The 11,246-nt window shown below is 54.0% G+C and carries 12 protein-coding genes and 2 pseudogenes; 1 reads left to right on the top strand and 13 read right to left on the bottom strand.

Features of this window, described 5'->3' with window-relative positions:
• From BM131_RS08495 to BM131_RS08445, 12 genes and pseudogenes are all read right to left on the bottom strand, one after another.
• Positions 1-567 (bottom strand): IS66 family transposase zinc-finger binding domain-containing protein (locus BM131_RS08495; RefSeq protein WP_175499237.1); only part of this gene is annotated, 567 nt, incomplete at its 3' end.
• A gap of 62 nt (positions 568-629) precedes the next feature.
• Positions 630-977: an IS66 family insertion sequence element accessory protein TnpB gene (tnpB, locus tag BM131_RS08490; protein ID WP_086055032.1), complete on the bottom strand. Its 348-nt coding sequence runs from the start codon at positions 975-977 to the stop codon at positions 630-632.
• Positions 974-1,348, bottom strand: a complete 375-nt coding sequence (tnpA, locus tag BM131_RS08485; protein ID WP_090188280.1) for an IS66-like element accessory protein TnpA — start codon at positions 1,346-1,348, stop codon at positions 974-976. The genes tnpB and tnpA overlap by 4 nt, the downstream gene beginning before the upstream one ends.
• Before the next feature lie 262 nt (positions 1,349-1,610).
• Positions 1,611-2,144 carry a hypothetical protein gene (locus BM131_RS08480; protein ID WP_090188278.1) on the bottom strand — a complete coding sequence of 178 codons (534 nt, stop codon included), beginning with the start codon at positions 2,142-2,144 and terminating at the stop codon, positions 1,611-1,613.
• 236 nt (positions 2,145-2,380) lie between these two features.
• The gene (locus BM131_RS08475) at positions 2,381-2,956 is read right to left on the bottom strand and encodes a hypothetical protein (RefSeq protein WP_090188275.1); all 576 of its coding nucleotides are present in this window, start codon (positions 2,954-2,956) and stop codon (positions 2,381-2,383) included.
• A 263-nt stretch (positions 2,957-3,219) separates the two neighbouring features.
• Positions 3,220-4,206, bottom strand: a complete 987-nt coding sequence (locus tag BM131_RS08470) for an OmpA family protein (RefSeq protein ID WP_090188273.1) — start codon at positions 4,204-4,206, stop codon at positions 3,220-3,222.
• 12 nt (positions 4,207-4,218) lie between these two features.
• A complete protein-coding gene (locus BM131_RS08465; RefSeq protein WP_090188269.1) occupies positions 4,219-5,490 on the bottom strand; it encodes a hypothetical protein in 1,272 nt (423 codons plus the stop codon).
• Positions 5,483-6,760, bottom strand: coding sequence for a flagellar protein FliT (locus tag BM131_RS08460; protein WP_090188266.1), 1,278 nt, complete (start codon positions 6,758-6,760; stop codon positions 5,483-5,485). Before BM131_RS08460 ends, BM131_RS08465 begins: the two co-directional genes overlap by 8 nt.
• 11 nt (positions 6,761-6,771) lie before the next feature.
• A complete protein-coding gene (locus tag BM131_RS08455; RefSeq protein ID WP_090188264.1) occupies positions 6,772-7,416 on the bottom strand; it encodes a hypothetical protein in 645 nt (214 codons plus the stop codon).
• A 613-nt stretch (positions 7,417-8,029) separates the two neighbouring features.
• Complete coding sequence (locus tag BM131_RS19960; RefSeq protein ID WP_139222606.1) at positions 8,030-8,353, bottom strand: hypothetical protein; 324 nt, start codon at positions 8,351-8,353, stop codon at positions 8,030-8,032.
• 229 nt (positions 8,354-8,582) lie between these two features.
• Complete coding sequence (locus BM131_RS08450) at positions 8,583-8,822, bottom strand: hypothetical protein (RefSeq protein ID WP_090188261.1); 240 nt, start codon at positions 8,820-8,822, stop codon at positions 8,583-8,585.
• A 391-nt stretch (positions 8,823-9,213) separates the two neighbouring features.
• A pseudogene (locus BM131_RS08445) lies at positions 9,214-9,315 on the bottom strand (DUF411 domain-containing protein); the annotation flags it as partial.
• 402 nt (positions 9,316-9,717) lie between these two features.
• Between BM131_RS08445 and BM131_RS08440 the strand changes: the two are divergent.
• On the top strand, positions 9,718-10,941 hold the full coding sequence (locus BM131_RS08440; protein ID WP_175499235.1) for a toprim domain-containing protein: 1,224 nt from the start codon (positions 9,718-9,720) through the stop codon (positions 10,939-10,941).
• Between the two features lie 100 nt (positions 10,942-11,041).
• On the opposite strand, the pseudogene BM131_RS19955 reads toward BM131_RS08440, so the two are convergent.
• Positions 11,042-11,219 (bottom strand): annotated as a pseudogene (locus BM131_RS19955) (transposase); the annotation flags it as partial.
• Positions 11,220-11,246: the final 27 nt, after the last annotated feature.

The raw sequence follows: 11,246 nt of genomic DNA, 5'->3' as shown, positions 1-11,246 counted from the left end.
GTTCGGACCTGCCATGCTGCCCGGGATTGGCCGGCTGGGCGCAGGCTCCTGCACCATTCGCTCACAGCGCCGGCAGGACTTCTTGATCCGGGCGATCTGGATCACCTTCATCTGGGCTGCAATCATGTCCAGCAGCTCGCTGACATCCTCGCCCACAACCCGCAGATCGCCGCCGCAGTCAGCGCAGCATGTGCCGGGATCAAGCTCACGACGCTCGCGCGGTGTCGCATCCGAGACACGTGGACGTCGACGCAGCGCGGGCGCATCTGCAGCCTCTGGAGACGGCTCATTGTGTCCTTCGTCGATGGGCGCTCCATCTTCCTCGGCTACGGCAACCAGCAGGTCTTCAAGAGCCAGTTCAAGCTGCTCGATCTCGCGCTCGATCTTTTCCGAGGACTTGCCGAAAGCCAGCTTTTGCAACTTGGCGATCCGCAGGCGCAGGGCCTGAACCAGCTGGTCGTGGACCCGCAATGTCGCCGAGATCTTGGCGTTCTCCGCCTGCAAAACAGCGATCATCGCCTTTAATCTGGCGGGATCATCGGGGAGGTTTTGCGTTAAATTCGACATGCGCATACCTACCACATGGGAGGTGCCTGCGCTATAAAAACAAGGCGTTTCGGTTTATATATTTAGCCCACGCGGGCCGGCGGTGCGCCCCAATCCGGCCTGCGCCAATCAATCCCCTCCCAGAGCATTGCCAGCTGTGCGGAGGTCAGACGGGCGGCACCCTCGGTCATCGCAGGCCAGGGAAAGCGGCCGCGTTCCAGCACTTTATAATATAGGCAAAACCCCTGTCCGTCCCAATACAAAAGCTTCAGCCGGTCGCCCCTGCGGCCGCGAAAGGCGAAGACTGCACCGCCCGTCGGCTTCTGGCGCAGCACATCCTGAGTCAGCGCAGCAAGACCAGCAATGCCTTTGCGCATGTCCGTGACACCGCAAGCCACGTAGACGCGAACGCCAGTGCCCGGACCAATCATGCCGCTTCCACCGCACGGATCAGCTGCGTCAGCGCCACCGCAGCCATACTGCTGTCGAAGTGCAGGCTGCGACCGTTGCACAGGCGCAGTTCGACCGCCATCGAGGCGGCAATGATGGGCGTGTCCGCGATGGTGGGAACGCCATATGCAGGAATATCGAAAGGAAGGAAGAGCCCACCACCATCCGGGGACCACAGCCCCTTCTTCTTCATCTCGTGGCGCCACGCATAAATCTGCTGCCGGGTGATCTCGTGGCGTTGAGCTACTTGCGTGACCGTAGTCTCATTGGTGCCCACCGACATGACAATCTTAAGCTTCTCCTCGTCGCTCCAGCGCCGCCGTCGTTCAAACCCAAGTGTCTCACCACGCATCGCCAATCCCCACCTAAGATACGTCGCTAACGACGTCGTTAAGCACGTCTCTTAGCAAATCATCAGGAAATCGGGCAGGCGGTCCCAACGGAGTGGTTACGATGTAACCCAGGAAGCCAACTACAGAAGGATCCTGGCGGAAGCACAGAGGCCCCCTGCCCCGCATTAAAACGAGCCACAGACTGCAAAAAAGCCGCTCAACGATCTCCAAATAGGGACCATTGAGCGGCTTCTTTTTTACAACGGTTTGAAAAGCGTCAGCCTACTCTTCAATATCGAGCATATCGCAGATCCGCTTGATTTCTGGATCATATTTAGCCTCGATCGCCGTTTGGATCTCCTGCGCTTCCCGTTGATTTACAAATTCTTCCGCTGCGAGCCAGTTCAAACGAACTTCAGCGTCCTTCAAACTAGCATTCTTGAAAAAAGCACGCTGTTCTGCTTCCCTGACCGGCAGATTGGAAAATACGGATTGCTCACCTTCAGCTCTGATCCTGTCGTCTTGTTCGGGCGTCAGTAAGTCAAATTTTCTCATAACCTGAAGAGATTTCATGAAGTCGCTGCGGTGAATGTGTTGGCGTTGTAAACGTTCCCAACTAGCGCGACGGTTCTCACCCGCCTTAGCAACAGCATTCCCCGCTGCGGATGCAGAACCCCTTAAAATCATGGGTATTATAGCTAAAGCCGCCGGAATAAGTAGAAACGACCAAAAAAACATCGCAACGCTTTCCGTATTAACTGCGATACCAGCAGCAGCCATAAACAACAGTAAGCCTAGAAATTGATAGTAGTGCACGTGTAGAGCCTTATATAGTTCAGATTTTCCGATTAACTCGAAAAACCAATGGCTTACTACATAACATCAAGTTTCCGTGATGCTAAACCCCAGAAACAACCGATATCCGTCTTTTTCAACCTCCGATAGACCTCACTACCGCACGTATCTTAGCAAATCAGCCGGAAATCAGGCAGGAGGTCACAACGGAGTGGTTACGGACCATTGCATAGAGCAACGGGATCAACCTGAGGTGGTTATTCCGGCTCTAAAAGGCTGAAGCCCCTGCAATCCGCTGTGTCGCCTGGAAACTCCAAGACAGCCATTGAACGAGCTTTGGAATTTGCCAAGGCTATGAGGTCTGTGTCACTGCCTCCATGCCACATTTCATTTAGTGAGCTGAACCCGTAGCAGCGGGTCAGTCTATCAGGGCTAATCGCATAGCCAGCAACTCTTGCGGCTTCAGGTGCGACCTGAGTGACCAAAGCCATTTGTTCGGCGGTTGGTTCTTTTTCGGTGAGGCTCAGGATTTCAGTTGAGATGCCAGCCTTGGCGTATAGCCTGTCTGTGCGCCTCGCAAAGCTTGTGTAGTCGTCATCATCGAGTTTGTCGTTCAGACTACTTGGTCCACCATGCCATACGACCATGGAAGCCTCGGGAGCGACGACTTGCTGCGCGGTGACCAGCGCGTAGTTTGCACAGCTAGAGAAGCATGCCTCGTCAACATAGATCGTTTCGACGTTGCCGGCTAAGACTTCGCCAACCGTCAGCCAGCGTTCAACCGGACCACCAGCAGAGCGAACAATCAGGTTGGTGACTTTCTGCCCGGTCATCACGTTTCTGAACCGGTCTAGATCGCTTTGCTCAAGGGTTCCGTAGAGGCACAATCTCGACGTAGACGGCTCGAATAGCCATCCTCCAGCGTCGCCGGGGTTGCGACCGGCGCCCGGAAATGAGGTCCGGCAGGCCTCAGCAGCCTGCTGGAATGATCTGACGCCGCTTACGGTAGCGTCAGATTGGGCCCACGATTGAGAAGGTAGATATGAGCAAGCTGTCGCAGCGAGCAATCCAGCAAGTGCTGCCGCTTTCATGATTTTCACTCAGCTTCTTCCAGCTCAGGATTGGCAGTGATTTTTACCGGGATGCGTTCAGTGACGCCTTTCTCGGGGTTGGACGTGATGGTAACTTCGATTTTTTCAACCGATATCACAACGGGTATGCGTTCCTGCTCGGCTTCAATCGCTTTACGCTCAATCTCGACTTCAACTTCTGTCGCCGGTGGATTGAGTTTCAGTCTCTCGCGACGATCCTCTAACTCTGCCAATTTGCGTTCACCATCGGCAGTTACCTGCACACGGTTGGCGTCGAAAGTTATGCCGATCCTGCAGTCACCCAATTCGTCAGACGCGTGCTCAGCGCACAAAACGACTTTCTGGCGCTCTAACAGGCTTACGATGGCCGCAGGGCGTGCGCTGAACAGGAACTCGACGCGCCGGTTGGCCGCCTGACCTGCAGTAGTATCGTTGCTTGCAAGTGGGACAGCTTCACCAAAAGAGATGCGATAGATGCTGGCCTGCTTGATGCCGCGCTGGATCAATGAGGTTGCGACCGATTGAGCGCGCCGTAGGCCTAGCTCTGCGTTGTCCTCGACCGTTCCGCGGCTATCCGTGTGGCCGGCTACGAATAAAGTGACATCTGGGGGCTCCAGATTGAGGCTGGCAGCGATGATGTTCAGCATTTTGTCGGCTTCGGGTCTGATTTTGTCAGATGCCGTATCAAAGAAGGCGTCTTGATCTGCGACGACGCGGAGCACGGGTATATCGGCTGGAAAATCAGCTAGACCATGCTCCGCGGCGGTAATTGTCTCAGTGAAATACTGAAAGGCATCGCTCTCATCAGACAGGCGTTCCAAGCGAGAAATGCGGTCTAGATGTTCCATACCAACTGATTCCCACGGCTCCATCGGGCAAGGAAGCCCCTCTGGATAACCTGGGGGGCACTCAGCAAGGGCTTGCCCTGTCAGGGCGAGCAAAAAGAGCCCGCTCAGCGCCGGTATGGAGACATGTCTGATGAGAGATTTCATGATTTTCTGACCTTACCACTGACCGTTGGGAACAAGCTTCAAATCAAAAGCGACATTATCGTCACCGCCTTCGAAATAGCATACGGTGTCGGTAAGCTCACCAGTCACCTCGTCGCCCGTCTTTTCAAACTTCAGAATACGCATGCCTCCGAAAGGAGCTTTATCCCCGCACATGGCTTCAGGATCTGCAGTGTTTTCAGCCCAGACCACCCCGAAGTTTGGCTTGCCGATATATTCGCAGGTATCACCGGAGCAGGAAAGCTGGCCTTCGACAGGCACATAACGGCTTTGAGTCCGCGTTTCTTCCATCCAGGAGTTGACCAACTGGCCGTTGATGTCTGTCGCCACCCGCATACGTGCCGGAAATGGCTCTGAGCCGCCCATGCGCACGGAGCCAGTATAGACTTCGACTGACACAGGAGAGCCGATTGTGCTTAGGCTTCCAGTTGCTGGCTGCAACGTCTTTAGCTCTGCCTTCGAGCCCAAGAAGAAGGCTGGCAGATAGTCGACGTTGCCATCGGTCTCTGGGTTAGCTTCCGACATCACATGAACTTCCGAGCGTCCCAGGTCGATCTGGGCTGCCTTAGCATCCGCAAACGCTTGGCGCCGCACAGCGCTAGCATCACCATCGGGGAAGCTATATTTGGACAGGTCAGTATAGAAGATAACCCGCGGGATACCCTTGGACGCATCGATTTGCTGCGAACGCTTCAGGGACCGCACGAGCGAGCCTTCTGCAAAGTCCGAAACCCCATCGGTGTTTTCGTTCACGCCTTGGGTCTTCTCGATGATACCGCGCGACGCAGATTGGACGAATTCTTCCGCCATCTTTGTGCGGGTGTTCTTCCAGCTACTCCCGAAGAAAGTCCCCATCGCGCTGTCATTTTCCTGCTTAACAGCATCCTCCTCGGCGGAGAATGTTGGAATGCAGCCAGCGAACATCGTTGTCATGCCGGAGCCGTCAGGATTGCTCATGGCAAGAGTCAGGTATTCGCGTGGTGCCATGCGGCTGTTGATCTCGGGATTTGCGGCATCCAAGAACTGACGCAAGAAGCTACGCCATTCGTTGTTTGCTTCGTTCGGTGCGGATCCCTTGTCCTCATGAGTGACGACATTGCCGTCGATCACGATGAGGGTCTGCCGGATAGATGTTGGCAGATCCTCATAGTTGCACGCCGTCGTATCGGTGACGGTTTGCGCGCCGGCCGACACGGCAGGAACCATACAAGCGATAGCCAGAGCGATCGTCGAGGCTTTTCGCGTCAAAGAGTTGATCTTAAACATACTTCATCACCAGCGGCTTTTGCGAATAGGATTCATGGTTGAGTTCGATTTTGTTGTCAGTGCGTCCCAGCTCCTCATCCATGAGGAAGACCGCATCATGACGGCCATCGTTTTTCAGTCGGTGACGATAGGTTGCAAGCAAGGCCTTCACTTTAGCATCCTGCTCCATGACCTTTTGCATCAGGCCACGAGCTTCGACTTGGGTAGGAACCGAAGCAAGCGACGCTGAGCGCTGCTTGATGCGCTCCATGTCGTTCTTGTATTGAGCTTCAGCCTTCGAGAAAGGACGTGCCAGAGGCTTGTCCAGTGAGTTCTGAAGTGCCTCACGCTTCTTAGTGAACCGCTCCAGGTCCTTCAGCGCGGCCGGAAACTCTGGGACTTGGTCATGCGCCATATACGCGATGAGGACGCCGACCATCCAAACAAGAATGTTTGACATCATTGAACCACCAACGGTTTTCAGCAGGCCAATAGACGCGTCGCCAAAAATGTTGGAGCTTGCCACCTGCTGCAGATAATAGAAGCGACTGAACGCAACCAGACCAAGTGCAATCGTAAGTGTGGAGGCAGCCATGCCGATCATTTTCCAGCCAGCAAAACGATCCATGTCATCATTCGCAGGATCGAACAGTGACTTATACTGGCGGATGACGGAGCCCGTGTAGTGAGACGATGCAGCGAGCGCAAAACCCAGAATGAGTGCCGTTCCGGTTGCAACGGCTGGCGTGAAGAACTTAATCGCGTTGAACGCTTCCCAGTTGATCGCAAGCTCAGCCAAGCCGATGATCATCAGCAATCCGACATAGAGGAACGAATTCCACTGCCGTGGTTCGCGATCCAATGTGTTGCGCAGGGTTTCATAACGATCGCGCGTTTTGTCTTCGCTCTCCTGAATCTTTTCGAGACGAGTGAATTCAGTCTTGCGTGTGTCGCGAACCGATTTGACCGCGTCGCGCTTTGCTTTGAGAAGATCGTCTTCGGCTTTGTCTTTCTCGCGCTCAACGAACACTGGCTTGCCGTTGGCCTTAGTGTCGATGCCGTTCAGAACGGATTGAACACCTTCTAGGGCGGAAGAACGCACGGGTGCTATGTGGCCTTCATACCATTCACACATCCCCTGCGTCATGTTGCCTGGCGTAGATCCAATGACGTCAGATAGAGCAAGCTGACCCAACCGAGCTTCGGTTGGGAGCTTTGCAAAGAGATCAGCGGCGGCGGCACCCGACGGTGAAAAGTCGATCGCGCAATAGGCTTCTGTTTCGTGTGTCATAATTTTCTCTCTCAGCCTGCTACCGCCTGCCAGTCGCCGGTGTCGACGCGGCACCAGAGCTGCTTGGACTCGTCAGAGGACTGACCATCGACGGTGATGGTTTGGGTGGCATAGCGGCATGCGGTGTAGGACAGCTCAGCGGCCGCTGCGGTGACAACGGGAGCCGGGCGAGCAGCTGCCGTCGGTGTGGAAGGAGCTGCTGCTACCACTGGCGCGCTGCGCTTTGGTGGCTTCACGGATGCGACACGGGTGCTGACGGTGGCTTTTTTACCGCTTGTGGTCTGGAAAGACACCGTGCGGCTCGCATTTGCACGAATTGCTTCCTGCTCAGCAGCGGCGATGCGTGCCTTGTCTTCACGGCTTGCAACCTGCAGTAGAACCGCACAGGCCCCTGCCCCGATACCAGCACCGATCAGCGCACCGGACTTGCGATCTTTTCCGATCAAAGCACCGATGATAGCGCCGCCAGCAACAGTAGCCACACACTGGCCGATAGCACGATCCGTTGCAGTTTGGACGGTTGGAGCACCTGTTGGGGAGACCGCAGCGCCAGCACAAGCTGACAGCATGGAGGCAAGGGCAGCGGCGGCACCAAAGCGACGGACACTCGAGCGGACAAAGGTTTTATGGTTAAATACTGATGTGGTCTTGTTCATGGGATTTCTTCTTTCCTGCGCTGTTTTCGACGTCGTTGTAAATCAACTTTAGCGGTTGCCAATGAAAGCCTATTGGTTACAAAACATTCTTGGGGTCAATACCTTAGATTGAAAAAATAATGATTCACACGCCTATATGTTGCGCGACTGCCCAGCCATTCCCAGGCCAAATTGAGGCCTCAGTTTCGAAAAATTCACTGGATTCTGGTTATTCAAAGCTTAAGCCAAAATAGGAGGCTTTGTTTTTTCGTGGGTCGAGCACCACGATACAAAAATGATATGCGCGCTTTCCATAGTAAGACTTGCGTTACGGGGCTCTGAGGCCCAGCCTGCGCTGATACTTAGGGCCGATTAGTTATCACCTTTAAGAAAATATTGGCATGCACAATAAGAAATTGCATGAATTAGCAAGATAAACGACAGTGTCTACTGACTGGATCTTTCCTGCAAAGGCACCGAGTCTATATATGAAAACAAACCAGAGTTTTGCCATTCTTCTTACTATGGGTAAGAAAATTCAAGTTTCCTGTGATTCTTAATATGTAAATTGAACAAAATAAGGCCTGGTGCGTGTCTGCGTGTCTGCGTGTCTGCGTGTCTGCGTGTCTGCGCTTCATCCGCATCGCATGGACAATGTCGAATTCTCAATTGGCCGGATGATTGGTGCAAAAAGGTACGTCGAGCAGATGGTTCCGCGAAGAAGGATTTCTTGCCTGAGCACCATGTCGTTTAAGGCGACATTTGAATCAATGACACGCCGAGCAGTGTCGATACCGGAGTGCGGCGCTAGCCGATTAAATCTGTTAGAAATTACATAAGGCATTTGAATATGCCCTTCTGTAGATTTCGAAGGAGAACTCCATTCTCCGGCCTTGAATTCCGGGCCGTCAATTTCTTTAAGAAAGCTGGCCAAAGATTTCAGCGCAAGCATCGTCATTTTTATTTTCCATCATATTTTGGCATCCAAGAGCCTTCTAAAGGTCTCGAAATTGAATTGTGCGCCAAATACCTTTTATTCAAGGTCAAAAATTCGCCCTGAAGTTAAAGAAATATTGGGGTTTTCGGCCATCTATCGATAGCAGACATTTGCTGCATAGCAGAAGATTGGCAAGGTGGGCTAAGGCCGGACCTACGCCTCGAGTTGCATGAAGGTACGGTTTGGGCCTTTAGCTTTCAATGTTTATTGCGGACGGGCTGAACAAACGCGGCCCTTTTACGGCAGGCGGAGACATGCGCCCCTTCAAGCCTCGGCGAATTTGTGACGCAAAGTCTTCTAAGGTGGCAACACGGATGTAGTCTTTTTCAAAACGCGTAGGAGACACAACATATGTCCCGTCTTTGAGTCGATGCGGCGTGACAATTTCGCCTTTCTGCGGCCCGCGTGAAACTTTCGCAATGATCTTCATTTGCCATCTGTCCTCGAACAAAACCTTCTTCATGTAGATTAACGGGCAAAATCAGTTGCAAGTCTCGACGAGACTATAGCGGCGGGATCGGCATCGCGCCTATCTGCGCAGGGCGTCGATGATAGGGTTAGCTTCACTGCAGCAATTATTGCTCAGCCAATGTCTCCTGTGGGCCGTTCACCCAGGGTAAGTTTTTCTGCAATCGCAAAATGCTGCGGGACGGCATTCGGTAAAGAGAGCTCACTACGGACCTTCGCCGCACACGGCACTAACGTCCGGTAAAACTTTCCGGACCTTCGCTGCAACCGCGCGGTATAGAATATGCGCAGCGACCTGCTATTGAGCCCCGTGCTATCAGGCAGCATCATACCTGAAGAAATATCTCCGTGCCTCAATTCTTGTAGATCATGATCACGTCGTAGGCTTCCCGTTCATCCTCTGGACCCATGCCCGGCGATCCGTAGGGCATTCCGGGCACGGCGAGACCGACGGATGTTGATTTCTACCCCTCTGAGTCCGCGCACGATCCGCTCCGCATTGGCGCCCAAGCCAACCGCAGTGCCGATTACGAAGAGAACTTCCGCGATGCTGATTGACCTTCTCGCCCGCGCAGGCCCGCTACGCCGCGCTATTGCGCACAAACGTGACCGAGCTTTTGCGCCGACGCCGGACCTCACCACAGATGAATGGGCTGACACATATCACATCGTTCCAAAAGAGATGTCAGCCTGCCCCCGCAGCCCGACTCCGGCGCCGCAGCATTCAGGAGCGATCAACGCCGTCGATCGGAAGATCACGGTTATGTGATGTCGATCAAGGTGACCCATTTATTACACATTTGTCTTTTATCGTATGTTTAGCGAATTACTTTTTTAACTTAACGGTAGTACACGACATGACCTTTATTAATGACAACGAAGAACTTGAGCAATTTAAGCGGCATGACATCCGTAGCCTTCTGCCAGCGCTCGGCTGGCAGTCGTTGAGCGCAGCGGAAGTGGCGACGACGAAGCACCGTGGCCGAGTTGGCGACATTTTCGGCGACGGTAGCCGCTACCTGCACACGTTCCGCACCGGCGCAGGCGTGTGGATGTTCAAGTTTCATGAGGGATCGACGATCCTGAATCGGGACCGCGGCACTGTTCTGCACGTCGCGCAGGAATACGTGAGCGGTTCGATCGGACACGCTCGGGTCAAGATTCGCGAGATCCTCGGAACTTGCACCGGACCTACCCTCTCCCCGTCCGCAGGCCCCCGCACCCCCGCCGCAAACCTCGCACTTATTTCCTCTTCCACTTACCCCTACCCAACCCCAGTAGCGATCGACGAAAAGAAAGCGCCAGACCAGCTCTACAGCGAATATCTGACCGGCTCGCATCCCGTAATCTGCGGTGAAGACGTGCCGGACTATCTGAAGATGCGCTGGATCAACATGTTCGACGAAATTTTCGAAGGTCAGGTCCGCCAGACCATCGGCGGCAAGGTCCGTTTTCCTTATCTTCGCTTCTCTGATGAAATTACCAGCAAACGTATGGAGTTTGCCGGCTTTGAGGAGAAGGGCAAGAGCTGGAAATCCTTCAGCACCGGTGGCCGGGCTGGAATTTGGATCGGCGGACAAACGACGTCAGCACACGTCGTTGTCGTCGAGAGTCCCCTCGACGCAATGGCATACTCGATATTCCACTGCAAATATGCACACTTCGTCGCTGTGCGAAGCGGCGGTGAGCGCGATGTTGTCCGCTATCTTGAGCTGCTCTCCCGCGACCGAAGGCTCTCGAGCGTAACGCTTGCGACGGATAACGATGCGGCCGGACACGTGTATGCCGGGAAAATTGGGACGGCATTGAACCGCTTTAAAGAAGATCGCTTTGTTGTGAGCTTTGAGCTGTCAGGCAGCGGGCACAATGATCACTGCGACGCGCTGAAAGAGGCCGCGATCAATCGCGATCATCCTTATCATGAGCGCGTGACACGCTACATGAAGTTGAAGCAGGAGGTGTTCGCAGACATGCGTGCGGACGACATTGCAAGCGACACGGCAAGCCCTACGAGGGAGCTACTTATCCCGGATTTTACGCGCCTCACAACTGAATGCGCGATCGAGGAACTTGCCGATTGACACTTGAATGACGGGCACATCTCTTCCCAGCCAGCGCCAGCTATTTGAACTTGGTATGCAGCGTCTTCACGTCTATCATCAAAAGGGGCTCAGAATTTTAGTTATCGCCAAAAACGCCGGTCGCGCCTTCCAGTAATTGTTCACACCACTACTTGATCAGGTTCGGATGGATGTCAAAGTCCTGCGCCAGCTCGATCAGAGTTCGTTCACACTGATCCGGCCAAAGCTACTTTTGCCGTGACAGCCGGGCTGTGATTCCGGCGCGGTCGTCTCGTCATGGTCACCTCCTCGCCTGCAGCATCATG

The sequence above is a fragment of the Loktanella salsilacus genome (assembly GCF_900114485.1).
Classification (GTDB): Bacteria; Pseudomonadota; Alphaproteobacteria; order Rhodobacterales; family Rhodobacteraceae; genus Loktanella; species Loktanella salsilacus.
The sequence above is the reverse complement of the archived record's forward strand: the minus strand, read 5'-3'. Positions and strand labels throughout refer to the sequence as shown.

Excerpts from the sequence above, each read along its gene's own strand:
- tnpB (WP_086055032.1), bottom strand. The coding sequence starts at position 977 with ATGATTGGTCCGGGCACTGGCGTTCGCGTCTACGTGGCTTGCGGTGTC.
- tnpA (WP_090188280.1), bottom strand. The coding sequence starts at position 1,348 with ATGCGTGGTGAGACACTTGGGTTTGAACGACGGCGGCGCTGGAGCGAC.
- BM131_RS08475 (WP_090188275.1), bottom strand. The coding sequence starts at position 2,956 with ATGACCGGGCAGAAAGTCACCAACCTGATTGTTCGCTCTGCTGGTGGT.
- BM131_RS08470 (WP_090188273.1), bottom strand. The coding sequence starts at position 4,206 with ATGAAATCTCTCATCAGACATGTCTCCATACCGGCGCTGAGCGGGCTC.
- BM131_RS08465 (WP_090188269.1), bottom strand. The coding sequence starts at position 5,490 with ATGTTTAAGATCAACTCTTTGACGCGAAAAGCCTCGACGATCGCTCTG.
- BM131_RS08460 (WP_090188266.1), bottom strand. The coding sequence starts at position 6,760 with ATGACACACGAAACAGAAGCCTATTGCGCGATCGACTTTTCACCGTCG.
- BM131_RS08455 (WP_090188264.1), bottom strand. The coding sequence starts at position 7,416 with ATGAACAAGACCACATCAGTATTTAACCATAAAACCTTTGTCCGCTCG.
- BM131_RS19960 (WP_139222606.1), bottom strand. The coding sequence starts at position 8,353 with ATGACGATGCTTGCGCTGAAATCTTTGGCCAGCTTTCTTAAAGAAATT.
- BM131_RS08450 (WP_090188261.1), bottom strand. The coding sequence starts at position 8,822 with ATGAAGATCATTGCGAAAGTTTCACGCGGGCCGCAGAAAGGCGAAATT.
- BM131_RS08440 (WP_175499235.1), top strand. The coding sequence starts at position 9,718 with ATGACCTTTATTAATGACAACGAAGAACTTGAGCAATTTAAGCGGCAT.